The sequence below is a fragment of the Kitasatospora sp. NPDC015120 genome (genome assembly GCF_043080305.1).
Classification (GTDB): domain Bacteria; phylum Actinomycetota; class Actinomycetes; order Streptomycetales; family Streptomycetaceae; genus Kitasatospora.
This window is the reverse complement of sequence record NZ_JBIBVJ010000013.1, coordinates 134,778-151,906: the sequence shown is the minus strand read 5'-3', so window position 1 is coordinate 151,906 and position 17,129 is coordinate 134,778. Positions and strand designations below refer to the sequence as shown.

The 17,129-nt window shown below is 75.4% G+C and carries 7 protein-coding genes; 3 read left to right on the top strand and 4 right to left on the bottom strand.

Annotated elements, in window-relative coordinates; translation table 11 throughout:
- Nucleotides 1-293: 293 nt before the first annotated feature.
- Entirely contained in the window at nucleotides 294-1,307 is a 1,014-nt protein-coding gene (locus tag ACF1AK_RS26120) for a hypothetical protein (RefSeq protein ID WP_391501255.1), read from the bottom strand.
- A gap of 274 nt (nucleotides 1,308-1,581) precedes the next feature.
- On the opposite strand from ACF1AK_RS26120, the gene ACF1AK_RS26115 reads away from it, so the two are divergent.
- Both ACF1AK_RS26115 and ACF1AK_RS26110 read left to right on the top strand, forming a co-directional pair.
- Nucleotides 1,582-4,410 (top strand): type I polyketide synthase, encoded by a 2,829-nt coding sequence (locus tag ACF1AK_RS26115; protein WP_391501254.1) that lies wholly within the window; start codon nucleotides 1,582-1,584, stop codon nucleotides 4,408-4,410.
- A gap of 18 nt (nucleotides 4,411-4,428) precedes the next feature.
- A complete protein-coding gene (locus tag ACF1AK_RS26110) occupies nucleotides 4,429-7,806 on the top strand; it encodes an amino acid adenylation domain-containing protein (RefSeq protein ID WP_391501253.1) in 3,378 nt (1,125 codons plus the stop codon).
- Between the two features lie 114 nt (nucleotides 7,807-7,920).
- Here the strand turns inward: ACF1AK_RS26110 and ACF1AK_RS26105 are convergent, their stop codons facing one another.
- Nucleotides 7,921-8,769, bottom strand: coding sequence for an ABC transporter permease (locus tag ACF1AK_RS26105; protein ID WP_391501252.1), 849 nt, complete (start codon nucleotides 8,767-8,769; stop codon nucleotides 7,921-7,923).
- On the bottom strand, nucleotides 8,766-9,782 hold the full coding sequence (locus ACF1AK_RS26100) for an ATP-binding cassette domain-containing protein (protein ID WP_391501251.1): 1,017 nt from the start codon (nucleotides 9,780-9,782) through the stop codon (nucleotides 8,766-8,768). Before ACF1AK_RS26100 ends, ACF1AK_RS26105 begins: the two co-directional genes overlap by 4 nt.
- A 64-nt stretch (nucleotides 9,783-9,846) precedes the next feature.
- Between ACF1AK_RS26100 and ACF1AK_RS26095 the strand changes: the two genes are divergently transcribed.
- Nucleotides 9,847-10,446: a TetR/AcrR family transcriptional regulator gene (locus ACF1AK_RS26095; RefSeq protein WP_391501250.1), complete on the top strand. Its 600-nt coding sequence runs from the start codon at nucleotides 9,847-9,849 to the stop codon at nucleotides 10,444-10,446.
- A 107-nt stretch (nucleotides 10,447-10,553) separates the two neighbouring features.
- On the opposite strand, the gene ACF1AK_RS26090 is transcribed toward ACF1AK_RS26095, so the two are convergent.
- Nucleotides 10,554-17,075: a type I polyketide synthase gene (locus ACF1AK_RS26090; RefSeq protein ID WP_391501298.1), complete on the bottom strand. Its 6,522-nt coding sequence runs from the start codon at nucleotides 17,073-17,075 to the stop codon at nucleotides 10,554-10,556.
- Between the last annotated feature and the right edge of the window lie 54 nt (nucleotides 17,076-17,129).

Here is a 17,129-nt window from a genome sequence, read left to right as displayed (position 1 = left end):
TTCCGGCTGAATCCGCTCGGAATATTCTGCGGGAATGAATTCGATGGAGTTCGCGACCCTTTCCCAGGGTACTTCCACCACTACAGGCTGGCCCGGCACAGTCCATCTCCCCAAGACAGGTTCGACGCTCGGATCCTCAATGACTCTTCCGACGATACAGTGCGCGGATACGCCCCGAAAGATTCATCCAGCACATTGACCCGTGCATTCTTCACAATGAAAAAGGAAATGGCAGAACGCCCCACCGGGACAGGGTCCCGCCGAGGCGATCAGCATTTTTCGGAACGCCGGATTCAGTTCGCCGACCGCCGGACGATCGTGCAGGAGAAGGTGAATCCACCGCCGCCCTGGACGAGCATGCCGACCTCGCCGGGCTCCAGCGCCACCGCGATCTCCGCCAGGTCCGCCAGGTACTCCGCCGGGCCCAGGCAGCCGGTGTCGTGCTCCAGGTACTGCGGCCGGCGGCCGAGGAGCAGGTCGATGCCGGGCTTGAACACGTTCTCGCGCATGTGCCTGGTGAGCCGCGGGATCGTGACGCAGCGGATGTCCTCCGGCGTCACGCCGGCCTTGGCCATCGCCCGCTGCGCGGCGCCGAACAGCTTCTCGACCCCGCTCTTGCCGAGCTGCGCCGCCTGGCCCGAGGCCCGGAAGACGTTGTTGGGGCGCACCAGGTCCACCGGGGTGCTGTGGTGGAGCGGGGCGGGGCCGAACTCGTCGTCGCCGCGCATCTGGATCTCGAACGCCGGGTCCGCGCCCATCTCCAGCGCCAGCAGGTCCAGCAGGTCGTTGCCCCCGCCGCTGCGCCCGAGCACCACCGCGACGCCCGAGTCCCCGTAGACGGCCTCGTCGTCGCTGCGCCAGCGGTCGAAGCCGGGCCCGCAGAACCGGTCCGCCGCCGTGACGAGGGCCGCGTCCGAGTCCGGCGTGGCGCTCAGCAGCACGGCCGCGAGGTGCAGCGCCAGGGCGGCGCCGTTGCAGGTCTGCTGCACGTTGATCGGCAGGCCCGCGACGGCCCCCGACTCCTGCGCGATGTAGTGGGCCGGCGACCAGACGTCGAAGCCCTGGTGGTAGAGGTTCGAGTGCAGCAGGTGGCCGATGGCGCCCGCCTCCACCCCGCTGCCCGCGATCGCCTCGCGCGCGGCCAGCACGGCCATCTCCGGCGCCGCCAGCTCGTTCGAGACGGCCAGCTCGGTGACCCCGATGCGCTCGATGTCCTCCGGGCCGAACCCCTCGGGCGCGGTCTCCTTGTCGGCCGGGTACCAGGCCACCGCCGCCTTGATGCTCAGCCCATTGCCCTGTTCAGCCATCGGCTTTTCGCCCTCTTCTCCCGCTTGAACGCCCTGATGAAATACCCCGCGGCGACGATCCGCCGCGACTATCTCTTGCTACCCGGCCCCCGATGCCCGATCAACCCCTAACACACCCTTAGCCGCCCGGCCGGGAGCCGCACGTAGGGGTAACGGTGGGGTATCAGGGAGCAGGCCCGCACAGTACGTTCGACGGGGAATCCGCGCGAGCGTGAACCATTCCCTCCGGGTGCGCCAATTGGGCCGGACAATTCACAGGGGAGCCGCACGACCGATGGCTGATGAAGAGAAGCTGCGTCAGTACCTGAAGAAGGCCACCGGTGAACTCCAGCGCGCCACCCGGAGACTGCGCGAGGCCGAACTCAGGGAGAACGAACCGATCGCGATCGTCGGCATGGGCTGCCGCCTTCCCCCCGGCCTGCGCTCCCCCGAGGAACTGTGGCGGTTCGTGGCCGCGGAGGGCGACGGCATCGCGCCGTTCCCGGAGGACCGCGGCTGGGGGGCCGTCGGCCTGGCCGGTCCGGACGCCGGTGCGGCGCCGGCCGCGCACCAGGGCGGGTTCGTCGCGGGCGCCGACCTCTTCGACGCCGGGTTCTTCGGGCTCGGCGAGCACGAGGCGCTGGCGATGGACCCGCAGCAGCGGCTGCTCCTGGAGACCGCGTGGGACGCGGTGGAGCACGCCGGGCTGGATCCGGCCGCCCTGCGCGGCACCCGGACCGGCGTCTACGCGGGCGTCTCCTACTCCCACTACGGCGCCGGTGCGCACGCCGCCCTCCCGGCGGACGTCGCGGGCCAGCTGGTCGTCGGCGGCGCCCCGAGCACGACCTCGGGCCGGGTCGCCTACCACCTGGGACTGCACGGGCCGGCCATCAGCGTCGACACGGCCTGCTCGTCCTCGCTGGTCGCCGTCCACCTGGCCTGCCAGGCCCTGCGGCGCGGCGACTGCGAGCTCGCGCTGGCCGGCGGCGTCACGGTCATGGCCACCCCGGACGTCGTCGTCGAGTTCGCCCGCCGCGGCGCGCTCGCCGGGGACGGGCGGTGCAAGCCCTTCGCGGCCGCCGCGGACGGCATGGGCTTCGGCGAGGGCGCCGGGCTGCTGGTGCTGGAGCGGCTGTCGGTGGCGCAGCGCGAGGGCCACGAGGTGCTCGCGGTGATCCGCGGGTCCGCGGTCAACCAGGACGGCGCGACCAACGGCCTGACCTCGCCGAGCCGTTCGGCGCAGGAGGCGGTCATCCGCCGGGCGCTGGAGACCGCCGGGCTCACCCCCGACCAGGTGGACGCGGTGGAGGGGCACGGGACCGGCACGGCGCTGGGCGACTCGATCGAGGCCGAGGCCGTCATCGCCACCTACGGCGAGTCCAGGGCGGCCGGCCGGCCGCTGCGGCTGGGGTCGGTCAAGTCGAACATCGGCCACACCCAGTGCGCGTCCGGGGTGGCGGGCGTGATCACGACGGTGATGTCCATCCGTGCGGGAGTGCACGCGCGGACGCTGCACGTCGACCGGCCGTCCCCCCATGTCGACTGGTCCGCCGGCACGGTCGTGCTGGCGAGCGGGGCGGCGCCGTGGCCGGACCTGGGCCGCCCCCGGCGGGCGGGCGTCTCCTCGTTCGGCATCAGCGGCACCAACGCCCACCTGATCGTCGAACAGGCCCCGGCGGCGGACGGCGGGTCCGCCGGCGCGCCCGGCGGCGCGGCGGACCTCGCCATGCCCTGGGTGCTGTCGGCACGGACCGGGCCGGCGCTGCGCGCCATGGCCGCGGAGCTCTCCGCCGCCGTGTCCGCCCGGCCGGACTCCCGCGCCGCGGACATCGGGATCTCGCTCGCCCGGACCCGGGCGGGCCTGCGGCACCGCGCGGTCTGCGTGGGCACCTCCCGGGACGGCCTCCTCCTCGCGCTCGCGGCGCTGGCCCGCGGCGAGGAGGCGCCCGGCCTGGTCACCGGCACGGCCGCGGCCGCGAGGCCGGCGGTGGTCTTCCCCGGCGGCGAGCCGGGCTCCGGCGACCCGGCCCCGGCGCTGGCCGCGCGCTTCCCCGTCTTCGCCGAGGCGTACGAGGAGCTGCGCACCCGGCTGGAGGCCGCGCTCGGCGGGCCGCTGACGGCCCACCGGGGCGCCGCGGCGTTCGCGCTGCAGCTCGCGCTGTACCGGCTGCTGTGCGCGTTCGGGCCGGCGCCGCAGTTCGTCGCCGGCGCGGGGACCGGCGAGATCGCCGCGGCCTGCGCCGCCGGCGTGCTGTCGGCGGAGGACGCCGCCGCGCTCGCGGCCGCGGCCTCGCGGGCGGCGCAGGGTGCGGACGGCGCCGCGGACGGGCTGCGGGCCACCGCCGACCGGCTCGGCTACGCGGCCCCGGGCCTCACCGTCGTCTCCCCCGCCGCGCCGGACGACCCGGGCCACTGGGCGAAGGGCGACTTCCTGCACACCACGGCCGCGGACCTGCCCGCCCTCGCGCGGGAGCAGGGCGCGACGGTCTGCCTGGTGCTCGACCCGGGCGCCCTCACCACTCCCGAGGCGGTGCTGGACCTGCTCGCCCGGGCGTGGACGGCCGGGGCGACGCTCGCGTGGCAGGCCGCCTTCACCGCGACCGGCGCCCGGCGGACCGGTCTTCCCGGCTACCCGTTCCAGCGCAGCCGGTACTGGATCGACCCGCGGAGCGCCCAGGACCCCGCGCTCCCGGCGGCCCCCGGGCCGCGGGGCGCCGGACCGCAGGACGCCGGACCGCAGGACGCCGTCCGGTGGGACGCCGACGCACTGTCGCGGCTCGCCGTCGAGGAGCCGCGCGCGGCCGGGCGGGCGCTCACCGACCTCCTCTTCGACCGGGTGTCCGCGATGACCGGGCCGGCCGCGGCCGGCCGGGACGAGCTGCGCGCCCGGTTCCCCGACTCCCGGCTGGGCGAACTCGGCCTGGACTCACTGCGTGCGATGCGGCTCAGGGACCAGTTCCGCACGGAACTCCTCGTGGACGTCCCGCCGCAGCGCCTGCTCGGTGACACCACCGTCGCGGACATCGTCGACCTGGTCTGCCGCTCGCTCGCGGCCCAGCGTCTCGTCGTGTCCGGCGACGAGGCGCCCGAGGCCGCCGGCGACGTCGAAGAACTCATCCTCTAACGCCAGGAAGGCAGGCATGTGAGCACGGACCTCTTCGCCGAGTTGTACCGCCGCGGCATCAGGATGCGAGTGGTCTACGGCCAACTCCACCTGACGGCCCCACCCGGCGCGCTGACCTCCGAACTGCGCGAGGAGATCAAGCTCCGCCGGGACGAACTCATCGAGATCATCACGCGCTCCCCGGCCCGGGAGGAGCCCGCGCGGATCGAACCGCAGCCGTCGCAGCGGCACGAGCCCTTCCCGCTGACGGACATCCAGCAGGCGTACTGGGTCGGGCGGACGCCGTCGGTGGAGCTCGGCGGCAACTCCACGCACTGCTACCTGGAGTTCGACGCCGCCGACCTCGACGTGCCGAGGCTGGGCCGCAGCCTCGACCAGCTGGTGCGGCGCCACGACATGCTCCGGGCGGTCATCCAGCCCGACGGCCGCCAGCGCGTCCTGCCCGAGGTCCCGCCGTACGACATCGGCGTGACGGACCTGTGCGGCCTCGACGAGGCGGCGCAGGAGGCGGGGATCGAGCGGATCCGCGAGCGGCTGGCGCACCAGGTCCTGCCCGCCGACCGCTGGCCCCTGTTCGAGGTCCACGCGACCCGGCTGGACGAGCGGCGCTGGCGGCTGCACCTGAGCCTGGACATGCTGGTCATCGACGGGTACAGCTTCGGCATCTTCCAGCGCGACTGGTTCCGGCTCTACAGCCGGCCGGACTCCCCGCCCGAGCCCATCGAGGTCACCTTCCGCGACTTCGTGCTCGCCGAGCAGCGCCGGCAGGGCGAGGCCCGCTTCGAGGCCGACAAGCAGTACTGGCTGGACCGGCTCGACCAGCTGCCGCCCGCCCCGGAACTGCCGTTGGCCGTCCAGCCCGGGCAGCTCTCGCGCCCGCGGTTCGCCCGGCACCACGCCCGGCTGTCGCGCGAGCAGTGGTCCGCCGTCAAGGAGACCGCCCGCCGCCGGGGGCTCACCCCGTCGGCGGTGCTGGTCACCGTCTACGCCGACGTGCTGCGGCGCTGGTCCAAGCGCCCCGACCTCACCCTCAACCTGACGCTGTTCAACCGGCCGCCGCTGCACCCGCAGCTCGGCGAGGTGATCGGCGACTTCACCTCGCTGGTCCTGCTGGAGAGCCGGGCCGATGCGGGCGACTCCTTCACCGCGCGCGCCAAGCAGCTGCACCACCAGCTGCTGGACGACCTCGGGCACTCCGGCTACTCGGGCGTCCGCGTCCTGCGGGAGCGGGCCCGGCGGCTCGGCGGCCGGCCGGGGGCCGCGATGCCGGTGGTGTTCACCAGCATGATCGGCTTCGACTCCGCGGCCGGGCCCGCCGGGACCGCCCAGGTGTTCGGCGACGTCGTGTACGGCGTCAGCCAGACGCCGCAGGTCTGGCTGGACTACCAGGTGCTGGAGGACCGCGGCGAACTGCTGGTCAACTGGGACTACGTCGAGGGGCTGTTCCCCGACGGCATGGTGGACGAGATGTTCCGGGCCCACCACGCCGCCCTGGAGCGGCTCGTCGACGAGGCCGGCTGGGACGAGCGGGAGCTCGTCCTGCTTCCGCGGGCCCAGGCCGAGGAACGCCGCCTGGCCAACGCCACCGGCACGCCCATCCCCGAGCGGACGCTCTGCGGCCTGGTCGAGGAGCAGGCGGCGCGCACGCCGGACGCGGTCGCGGTGATCTCGGCCGACGGCGAGCACAGCTACGGCGAACTGCTCGACGACACCCACCGGCTGGCCCACGCGCTGCAGTCGCTCGGCGCGACGCCGAACACCCTGGTCGCCGTCATCGCCGAGAAGGGGTACGCCCAGGTCGCGGCGGCCCTCGGCGTCACCCGGTCCGGGGCCGCCTACCTGCCGGTCCAGCCGGGCTGGCCGGCCGCCCGGCGCGAGCAGCTGATCCGGCAGGGCCGGGTCGAGGTGGTGGTCACCACCCCGAAGCTGCGGGAGGAGCTCTGCTGGCCCGAGGGCGTGCGGCTGGTGACCCTGGACGACGAGGAGGTGCGCTCCGCCCCGGCCACCGCGCCGACCACCGGTCCCGCCCCGGACGACCTGGCCTACGTGATCTTCACCTCCGGCTCGACCGGCACGCCCAAGGGCGTCATGATCGACCACCGGGCCGCGGCGAACACCGTCCAGGACCTCAACGACCGCTACCGGGTCACCGCGCGGGACCGCGTGCTGGCGCTGTCCGCGCTGAGCTTCGACCTCTCGGTGTACGACGTCTTCGGCCTGCTGGCGGCGGGCGGCGCGGTCGTCCTGCCGGATCCGGACCGCTCCCAGGAACCGCAGCACTGGTCGGAGCTGGTCCAGCGGCACGGGGTGACGCTGTGGAACAGCGTGCCGGCCCTGATGCAGGTGTGGATCGAGGCGCACGACCCCGCCGCCGCCCCGCCCGGCGACCGCCTGCGGCTGGTCATGCTGAGCGGCGACTGGATCCCGGTGGCCCTGCCGGACCGCATCCGCGGGTTCTACCCGCAGGCCGTGGTGATGAGCCAGGGCGGCGCCACCGAGGCGTCCATCTGGTCGATCGCGTACCCGATCGGCGAGGTGCCCCCGGAGTGGTCGCGGATCCCCTACGGCAAGCCGCTCGCCAACCAGACCATGCACGTCTACGACCAGTGGCTGGAGCCCTGTCCGGTCTGGGCGACGGGTGAGATCCACATCGGCGGGGTGGGCGTGGCCCGCGGCTACTGGGCCGATCCCGAGCGGACGGCCGAGCGCTTCATCACGCACCCGCGCACCGGGGAGCGGCTCTACCGCACCGGCGACCTCGGGCGCTACCTCCCGGGCGGGGACATCGACTTCCTGGGGCGCGAGGACTCGCAGATCAAGCTCAACGGCTACCGCATCGAGCTCGGCGAGATCACGGCCCCGCTGCGGCAGTACCCGGGCGTCCAGGACGCGCTGGTCGCCGTGGACACCAACCCCCGCACGGGCAGCCGGCAGCTGGTCGCCTACCTGGTGCCCGAGCGGGGGGAGGCCCCCGCGGGACGGGCCCACCCGGAGGCCGCCGAGCTGCGCGCCGCGCTGGAGGAGGTCCTCCCCGCGTACATGGTGCCGCGCCACTACCTGCTCATCCCGAAGCTGCCGCTGAGCGCCAACGGCAAGGTCGACGTCTCGGCCCTGCCCGCCCCGCGCGAGCAGCAGGCCGGCGCCGGGCCGACCGCTCCGCGGGACGACCTGGAGCGCACCCTGCTGCGGATCTGGCAGGAGGCCTTGGAGCGTGACGACTTCGGGACCGAGGACAACTTCTTCGAGCTCGGCGGGGACTCCCTGCACGCGATCGGCGTCCTGGAGCGGATCGGCCGGGAGTTCGGCATGACCGAGGGCCAGGAGGACGGCCTGCGCAAGCTCTTCGACAACCCCACGGTCGCCCGGCTGGCGGCCGCGATGCGCGCCGGCGTCTGAGCGGAGCGATGCGAGAGCCCCGCCCGGAAGGGGCGGGGCTCTCGCACGGGCTCTCGCAGGGGGCTCGCCCCGGGCTCCCGCGGTGCGGTCGCCCGCCGGCGGGGCCGGGGGGCGTCAGCCCTGCTTGCTGTAGAGGCGCAGGGTGACCGGGGCGCAGACGAGGACGATGAGGGCGGTCGCGGCGAGGGACCACAGGACCGCGCCGCCGGCGTCGCCGGTGTCGTTCATCAGGTCCCGGGCGGCGGTCGCGAGGTGGCTGAGCGGGTTGACGTCGACGAAGGCCTGGAGCCAGCCGGGCATGGTGGTGGGCGTGACGAAGATGTTGCTGGCGAAGGAGAGCGGCATCAGCACGGCGTTGGCGATGCTGAGGACGACGGCCGGGTCGCGGACGACCAGGGCGAGCATGGACCACACCAGGGACAGCGCGACCCCGAAGGCGATGACCAGGCAGACGGCGGCGAGCACGCCCACCACGCCGCCGTCGGGCCGGTAGCCCATGAGCAGGCCGAGGCCCACCACGATGGTGGAGGCGAAGAGGTAGCGCCCGGCGTCGCTGAGCAGTCCGCCGAAGACGAAGGCCCCGCGCCAGACCGGCAGGCCGCGGAAGCGGTCGAAGGCCCCGGTCTGCATGTCCTGGGCCAGCCGGGCACCGCCGTACATGGTGACGATGGAGATGCTCATGCCCAGCACGCCGGGCAGCAGCGCCTTCAGGTACTCGCTGGTCGAGCCGCTGATCGCCCCGCCGAACAGGTAGGTGAACAGGACGGTCAGCAGGATCGGGATGGCGGTCGCGTCCACCAGCTGCTTGGGATCGTGCTTGATCTTGAGCAGGGCGCGCCGGCCGAAGGCGGCCGAGGCCGTCAGCGCCCCGGCGCGGTGGCGTTCGCGGCCCTCGGCGAGCAGGACGTCGATCGGGTCGGACTCCGCCGTGGCGGGGCGGACGGGGACGGCAGGGGCACTCATGGGCTCGGCTCCTCGTGGTCGTCGGCGCCCTGGCCGGCCCGGTGGCCGGTCAGGGTGAGGAAGGCCTCGTCCAGGCTGGGCTGGCCGAGGGAGAAGTCCGCGACGCCCACGCCCGCGTCGGCGAGCCGGGTCATGGCGTGCCCGACCAGCCGGGCCACGTCGGTGGCGTGCGGCCGGTCGGCGAGCAGCACGGACAGGCTGAGCGGGTCGGCGGCGAGCTGGACGGCGCCCTCGACGGTCGCGGCCAGGATCTGCAGGGCCTGCGGACGCTGGTCGCCGTCGAGCAGCCGCAGGTGCAGGGTGCCGGAGCCGACCTGGGCCTTCAGCTGGGCGCTGGTGCCCTCGGCGACGATCCGGCCGTGGTCGATGACCGCGATCTGCTCGGCGAGCTGGTCGGCCTCCTCCAGGTACTGGGTGGTGAGCAGCACGGTGGTGCCGGCCGCGGCGACCCGGCGGACCAGCTCCCAGACCTGGTTGCGGCTGCGGGGGTCGAGGCCGGTGGTGGGCTCGTCGAGGAACAGCAGGTCGGGGGTGATGATCAGGCTGGCGCCGATGTCGAGCCGGCGCCGCATGCCGCCCGAGTAGCCGCCCACCGCGCGGCCGGCCGCCTCGGTCAGGTCGAACGCGGAGAGCAGGGCGTCGGCGCGCCGGCGGGTGGCGGCCCGGGAGAGGCCGTGCAGCCTGCCGAGGATCAGCAGGTTCTCGTAGCCGGTCAGGTCCTCGTCGAGGGAGGCGTACTGCCCGGTCAACGCCACCCTGGAGCGGATCGCGTCCGCCTCGGTCCGCACGTCGTGGCCGAGGACCCGGGCCGTGCCGCCGTCCAGCCCCGTCAGGGTGGCCAGGATCCGGATCGTGGTGGTCTTGCCCGCCCCGTTGGGACCGAGGAACCCGAAGACCTGACCGCGCGGGATCGTGAGGTCGATCCCGTCCAGTGCCCGGTTGCCCTTGTAGACCTTGACCAGACCGTGTGCCTCGACCGCCGGATGATCGCCACCCAAGCTTTTCTTTGACATGACGTAAGACTTGGACATCTCTTACGTCTTGTCAAGTCTTCGATGGAACGCTTACCGTCGAACCATGGACGATCCGCACCACACCGCCCCCCGACGCCGCCTCCGGGCCGACGCCAGGCGCAGCATCGCCGCCATCCTGGACGCGGCCGGAGTGCTGCTCGCCGAACGGCGCGACGCGAGCATGGAGGACATCGCCGCCAAGGCCGGCGTCACCCGGCAGACCGTCTATGCCCACTTCGCCTCGCGCGACGCCCTGGTGTCCGCCCTCGCCGAGGCCGCGTCCGGCGAGTACCTCGCCGCGCTCGACGAGGCGGACCTCGACACCGGCCCGCCCGCCGAGGCCCTGGCCCGCTTCCTCGGCGCCGGCTGGCAGTTCCTGCTGCGCCACCCCCTGCTGCTCGACCCCACCGTCCCCGGGGCCCCGCGGCCGGGCCAGAACGCCCTCTCCGAGGTCGTGCCGCCCCGGCTGGAGCGCCTCGTGCGGCGGGGCCAGCAGGAGGGCGTCTTCGACCGCTCCCACCCCGCCGGCTGGCTCGCCGCCGCCGTCATCGGCCTCCAGCACACCGCCGCCGCGGAGGCCGCCGCCCACCGCCTCACCACCTCCGCGGCGGAGGCGCTGTGCCTGGAGAGCGCCCAGCGGCTCTGCGGCGGGAGCGGAGCCTAGGGGCCTGTCTCCGGATCCTCACCGGGGCCGGCGAAATCCGGGGGACAGGCCCCGGGCCACCGCGTCGGACCCCCGCCCGGCGGACGGCGGGGGTCCGGGCACGGGCCTCAGGGCGTGTCGGGGAAGTCCCCGTCGAGCAGGGCGAAGAGCTCGTCGTCGCTCGCGGAGTCGACGGCGACCTCCGCCGCCCCGGACGACGGCGCCCCGGACTGCGGGCGGGCGTCGTCCCAGCGGCTCAGCAGCGTCCGCAGGCGCCTGGTGATCCGCTCCCCCAGCTCCTCGTCCGCCGCCTCCCCCAGCAGGGACCGCTCCAGGCCGTCGATCGCGTCGAGCACCGGCTCCGGCCTCGGCGCCGCCTCCGGGACGAGCTTCGTCCGCAGGTGCGCGGCGAGTTCGGCCGGGGTCGGGTGGTCGAAGACCAGCGTCGCCGGGAACCGGCCGCCGGTCGCGCCGGCCAGCCGGTTGCGGAAGTCGACGGCGGTGAGCGAGTCGAACCCGAGGTCGCGGAACGGCCGGTCCGGCTCCATGGCCTCCGCGTCGCCGCCGCCCAGGGCGGCCACGGCGTGCGAGCGCACCAGCCGGAGCAGGAACTCCAGCCGCTCCTCCTCCCCCAGCGACGCCAGCTGCCGCGCCACCCCGGTGGCGGGGTCGGCGCTCACCGCCCGCACCTGGACCGGGGTGGCGATCAGTCCGCGCCACAGCGCCGGCAGGTGGCCCTCGCGGGCGAGCGCCCGCAGCCGGTCGGTGCGCACCCGGGACGCCAGCAGCACGGGCTCGGCGGAGCCGCGGGCGGCGTCGAGGACCGCCAGCGCCTGCGGGGTGGACAGCGGGGCGAAGTACCCGGTGATGCGGGCCCGGTGGGAGCCGGTGATGCCGGCGGTCAGCGCGCTGGTCTCCTCCCACAGGCCCCACGCCGTCGACGTCGCCGGCAGGCCGGCGGCCCGCCGGTGGGCGGCGAGCGCGTCCAGGAACACGTTCGCGGCCGCGTAGTTGCCCTGTCCGGGGGCGCCGGTCAGCCCGGCGCCGGAGGAGAACAGCACGAACTCGGCGAGATCGGCGCCCGCGGTGAGCTCGTGCAGGTGCAGGGCGCCGTCGGCCTTGGGCCGCAGGACCGCGTCGATCTTCTCCGGGGTGAGCGAGGGCAGCACCCCGTCGTCGAGGACGCCGGCCGCGTGCACCACCGCCGTCAGCGGGCGGTCCGCCGGGACCGCGGCCAGGGCCTTGGCGAGGTCGGCCCGGTCCGCGACGTCACAGGCGACCAGGTCGACGCTCGCGCCCAGCTCCGCCAGCCCGGCCCGCAGCTCGTCCGCGCCGGGCGCCGCGGGGCCGCTGCGGCTCAGCAGCACGAAGTGCCGGGCGCCGCGCCCGGCCAGGTGCCGCACCACCAGCCCGGCCAGGGTCCCGGTCCCGCCGGTGACCAGCACCGTCCCCTCGGGGTCCGGCGCCTTCGGGACCGTCAGCACGATCTTGCCGACGTGCCGGGCCTGGCTCATGTGGCGGAACGCCGGGACGGCGCGGCGCACGTCCCAGGTGGTCAGCCGCGGCAGCGCCAGCGCACCGGCGCGGAACAGCTCCATGATCTCGGCCAACATGCCGCGGATCCGCTCCGGGCCGACCTCGTTCAGGTCGAAGGCCCGGTAGCCGACCCCCGGGTGGCGGCCGGCGACCTCCTCGGCGTCCCGGACATCGGTCTTGCCCATCTCGACGAACCGTCCGCCGGGCCGCAGCAGCCGCAGCGAGGCGTCGACGAACTCCCCGGCCAGGGAGTTCAGCACGACGTCCACGCCCCGGCCCCCGGTGGTCCCGGTGAAGTGCCGCTCGAAGTCGAGGGTGCGGCTGGACGCGAGGTGCGCGTCGTCCAGTCCGGCGGACCGCAGGACCGGCCACTTGCCCTCACTGGCGGTCGCGAACACCCGCGCGCCGCGGTGCTCCGCCAGCTGGACGGCCGCCATGCCGACCCCGCCGGCCGCGGCGTGCACGAGCACCGACTCGCCGGAGCGCAGCCCGGCCAGCCCGTAGAGCGCGTAGTGCGCGGTGAGGAAGGCCACCGGCACCGAGGCGGCCTGCTCGAACGACCACCCCTCGGGGATCCTGGCGAGCAGCCGGTGATCGGTCACCGAGACCGGGCCGAACGCGTGGGTCAGCAGGCCCAGGACGCGGTCCCCGGGCGCGAGGTCGTGGACCTCGCTGCCGACCGCCGTCACCGTGCCCGCGCCCTCGCCGCCGAGGTCCGTCTCCCCGGGGAGCAGCCCCAGCGCGACGACCACGTCGTGGAAGTTGAGGCCGGCCGCGCGCACGGCCACCCGCACTTCGCGCGGACCGAGCGGTCCGGCGGGCGCCGGGGCCGGGGCCAGCCTCAGCCCCTCCAGCGTCCCGGTGCCGCCGCACTCCAGGCGCCAGGCGTCCGCCCCGGCGGGCGGCGTCAGGCTCTCGCCGCCGTCCGCCCGGGCCAGCCTCGGCACCAGCAGCCGGCCGGCCCGCACGGCGAACTGGGGTTCGTCGCTGTCCGCGACCGCCGCCCAGTGCTGCGCGGATCCGGTGTCCTCCGCCCCGGTGCCGTCGTCGACCAGGACGAACCGGCCCGGGTGTTCCGTCTGCGCACTGCGCACCAGGCCCCACACCGTGGCGGAGGCCAGGCTCGTCAGGCCGTCGCCGTCCACCGCCGCGACCGCGTCCTGCGTCCTGAACACCAGGCGGGCGGAGGCGAGTTCGTCGGCCTCCAGCCACTCCTGGGCGGCCGTCAGCGCCTGCCCGGCGACCGCCCGGACGCGGGCGGTCAGGGGGTCCTCGCCGTCCCCGGAGAGCGGTCCGGCCGGCTCGGGGACGCCCAGGACCACGAGGTCGGGCACGGGCGCGCCGGCGGCGAGCGCCGCGCGCAGCCCGGCCAGGTCGTCGTGGCCGTCGACGGCCGCACCGGCGTCGGCGAGCCGGCGCACCAGCGCCGCCCGGTCCGCGCCCAGCACCGCCCAGCGCGGCCGGGCCGCGCCCGGGCCGGAGGCGGTCGCGGTGACGGGCGTCCAGTCGAGCCGGAAGAGCGCGTCCCGCCGCGCCCCGGTGTCCTGCGCCCGCAACTGCCCGGCCGAGACCGGGCGCACCACGATCGTCCCCACCGAGACGACCGGCCGGCCGTCGAGGTCCGCGGCCGTCAGCGCCACCCGGTCCGGGCCGATCCGCCGCACCCCGACCCGCAGGTCGGCCGCGCCGGACGCGGCGAGGGCGACCTCGCTGAACACGAACGGCAGCCACAGGCCCGTGCCGGCCCCGGCGCCCTCCTGCGGCATGAGGATCCCGGCCGCCTGGGCCGCCGCGTCCAGCAGGGCCGGGTGGACTCCGAACCGCCCGGCCTCGTCGCGCTGCCGGGAGGGGAGGCCGACCTCGGCGAAGACCTCGTCGCCGCGGCGCCAGGCCCGGCGGATCCCGCGGAAGGCCGAGCCGTACGCGTAGCCGCGCTCCGCGAACCCGCCGTAGATCCCGTCGACGGGCAGCGCCTGCGCCCCGGCCGGCGGCCAGAGCACGAGGTCGGCGAAGTCCTCCGCGCGCGGCGAGGCGGTCAGCTCGCCGACGGCGTGGGAGGTCCACTCGCCGTCGACGGAGGTGTCCTCCGGCCGCGAGTACACCGTCACCCGGCGCTTGCCGGAGTCGTCCGGCGCCCCGGCGACGACCTGGAGCTGGACGGCGCCCGCCGAGGGGATCAGCATGGGGGCTTCCAGCGTCAGTTCCTCGACGCCGGAGCAGCCGGTCTCGGCCGCGGCGCGCAGGGCCAGCTCGACGAAGGCGGTGCCGGGGAGCAGCACCTGGTCCTGGACGGCGTGGTCGGCCAGCCACCCGTGGGTCTGCGGCGACAGCCGGCCGGAGAGCACCACCGAGCCGGTGCCGGCGACGTCGATCGCGGCGCCGAGCATCGGATGCGCACCGGCCCGCAGTCCCGCCCGCCCGAGGGCGTCCTTGGACGGCGCGGCCGGGTCCTGCCAGAAGTGCTCGCGCTGGAACGCGTACGAGGGCAGCCTGACGCCGCCGTCCCCGCCCCCGCCGAGCAGCGCCTCCCAGGCGACCGGAACGCCGCGGACGTACGCCTGCGCGACCGAGCCGAGGAAGTCGTCCGGGCCGCCGCGGTCGCGGTGCGTCGTTCCGATGACGACCGCGGCGGCGTCCACGGCGGCGAGCGTCTCCTCCACGCCGACGGTGAGCACCGGGTGCGGGCTCGCCTCCACGAACAGCTCGTAGCCCCGGTCGGCCAGGGTCCGGACGGCCTCGTCGAAGCGCACCGGCCGGCGGAGGTTGCGGTACCAGTAGTCCGCGTCCAGCCCGGTGGTGTCGAACTGGCCGCCGGTCACCGCCGAGTAGAACGGGATGCGCGAGGGGCCGGGGGTGATCCCGGCCAGCTGCGCGAGCAGCTCCTCGCGGATCCGCTCGACGTGCGGCGAGTGCGAGGCGTAGTCGACGGGCAGCAGCCGCACCCGGACCTCGGAGTCCCGGTGCTCGGCCACCAGTTCGGCGATCGCGTCGGCGTCCCCGGAGACCACCACGGAGCCCGGTCCGTTCACCACCGCGACCACCAGCCGGCCGTCCCACCGGGCCAGCCGCGCCTCGGCCTCCTCGGGCCCCAGGCCCAGCGAGGCCATCGCCCCCAGGCCCGAGAGCGAGCGCAGGGCGCGGCTGCGCAGCGCCACCACCCGGGCCGCGTCCTCCAGGGACAGCCCGCCCGCCACGCAGGCGGCCGCGATCTCGCCCTGGGAGTGCCCGACCACCGCGGCGGGCTCGATGCCCGCGGACCGCCACAGGGCGGCCAGCGACACCATGACGGCGAACAGCACCGGCTGGACGACGTCCACCCGGTCCAGGTCCGGGGCGCCGGGCGCCTCCCGGAGCACGTCGCGCACCGACCAGCCGGTGAACGGGGCGAGCGCCTGCTCACAGGCCGCGAGCCGGTCGCGGAAGACCGGGGACGCCTCCAGCAGCCCCAGGGCCATCCCCCGCCACTGGGACCCCTGGCCGGGGAAGACCAGCACCGCCTCCCCGGACCGGGTGCGCGCCGTTCCCCGGACCAGGGCGGCCGAGGGCTGCTCGGCGGCCAGGGCGTCCAGTCCGGCGAGCAGTCCGGCCCGGGTGGAGCCGAGCACGACGGCCCGGTGGGAGAGCGCCGCGCGCCGCAGCAGTGCGCGGGCCGTGTCCGGCGCGGGGACGTCCGGGTGGGCCGCGGCGAACTCCGCGAGCCGGGCGGCCTGCCCGAGCAGACCGCGCTCGCCGCGCCCCGACAGCACCCACGCCAGGACCGGCAGCCCCTCCCCCGCCGGCGCGCCGGCCCCGGGGGCGGGCGGCCGGGCGGCGGGGGCCTGTTCGACGACGAGGTGGGCGTTGGTGCCGCTGACCCCGAACGAGGAGATGCCCGCCCGGCGCGGCTGTCCGCTGTCGGGCCACGGCACCGGCTCCACCGCCAGCTCGATGTCGCCCACCGACCAGTCGACGTGCCGGCTCGGCTCGTCGACGTGCAGGGTCCTGGGCACCACCCCGTGGCGCATCGCCAGCACCATCTTCATCACACCGGCCACCCCGGCCGCGGCCTGGGTGTGGCCGATGTTGGACTTCACCGACCCCAGCAGCAGCGGCCGGCCCTGCGGCCGCTGCTGACCGTAGGTGGCCAGCAGCGCCTGCGCCTCGATCGGGTCGCCGAGCGTCGTCCCGGTGCCGTGCGCCTCCACCACGTCCACGTCGCGCAGGGTCAGGCCCGCGTCCGCCACCGCCTGGCGGATCACCCGCTCCTGCGACGGCCCGTTCGGCGCCGTCAGCCCGCTCGACGCGCCGTCCTGGTTCACCGCCGACCCCCGGATCACCGCGAGCACCTCGTGCCCCAGGCGCCGGGCGTCGGAGAGCCGCTCCAGCAGCACCAGGCCGACGCCCTCGGCGAACCCGAAGCCGTCCGCGGCGTCGGCGAAGGCCTTGCACCGGCCGTCGGCGGACAGCGCCCGCTGGCGGCTGAACTCGACGATCACCTTCGGGCTGCACATCAGCGCCACGCCGCCGACCACGGCCATCGAGCACTCACCGGCCCGCAGCGCCTGCCCCGCGAGGTGCAGCGCCACCAGCGAGGACGAGCACGCGGTGTCCACGGTGAGGGCCGGGCCCTCCAGCCCGAACACGTAGGACAGCCGGCCCGACAGCACGCTCGGGGTGGTCCCGGCGACCGCGTACCCCTCGATGGCGTGGGGGTAGTCGGTGGGACCGGCGCCCACGAACACCCCGGTCCGGCTGCCCTTCAGGCCCGCCGGGTCCACCCCGGCGTTCTCGAACAGCTCCCAGGTGGTCTCCAGCAGCAGCCGCTGCCGGGGGTCCATGGCGAGCGCCTCGCGCCGGGAGATCCCGAAGAACTCCGCGTCGAAGCCCGCCACCCCCTCCAGGAAACCGCCCTCGCGGACGTACGAGGTCCCCGGGTGGTCGGGGTCCGGGTCGAACAGCCCGGCGAGGTCCCAGCCGCGGTCCGCCGGGAAGCCGGAGACCGCGTCCCGGCCCTCGGACAGCAGCCGCCAGTACTCCTCGGGCGAGTTCACCCCGCCGGGCAGCCGGCACGCCATGGCCACGATCGCCATCGGCTCGCCGAGCTTCGCCTCCAGCTCGTCGTTGCGCAGCCGCAGCCGCCGGGTCTCCTTGACCGACTCCCGCAGCGCGTTGGTGATCTCTTCGACTGA

What these genes read in the sequence shown, in the direction of transcription:
- ACF1AK_RS26120 (WP_391501255.1), bottom strand. Translation starts at nt 1,307, where the DNA reads ATGGCTGAACAGGGCAATGGGCTGAGCATCAAGGCGGCGGTGGCCTGG.
- ACF1AK_RS26115 (WP_391501254.1), top strand. Translation starts at nt 1,582, where the DNA reads ATGGCTGATGAAGAGAAGCTGCGTCAGTACCTGAAGAAGGCCACCGGT.
- ACF1AK_RS26105 (WP_391501252.1), bottom strand. Translation starts at nt 8,769, where the DNA reads ATGAGTGCCCCTGCCGTCCCCGTCCGCCCCGCCACGGCGGAGTCCGAC.
- ACF1AK_RS26100 (WP_391501251.1), bottom strand. Translation starts at nt 9,782, where the DNA reads ATGTCAAAGAAAAGCTTGGGTGGCGATCATCCGGCGGTCGAGGCACAC.
- ACF1AK_RS26095 (WP_391501250.1), top strand. Translation starts at nt 9,847, where the DNA reads ATGGACGATCCGCACCACACCGCCCCCCGACGCCGCCTCCGGGCCGAC.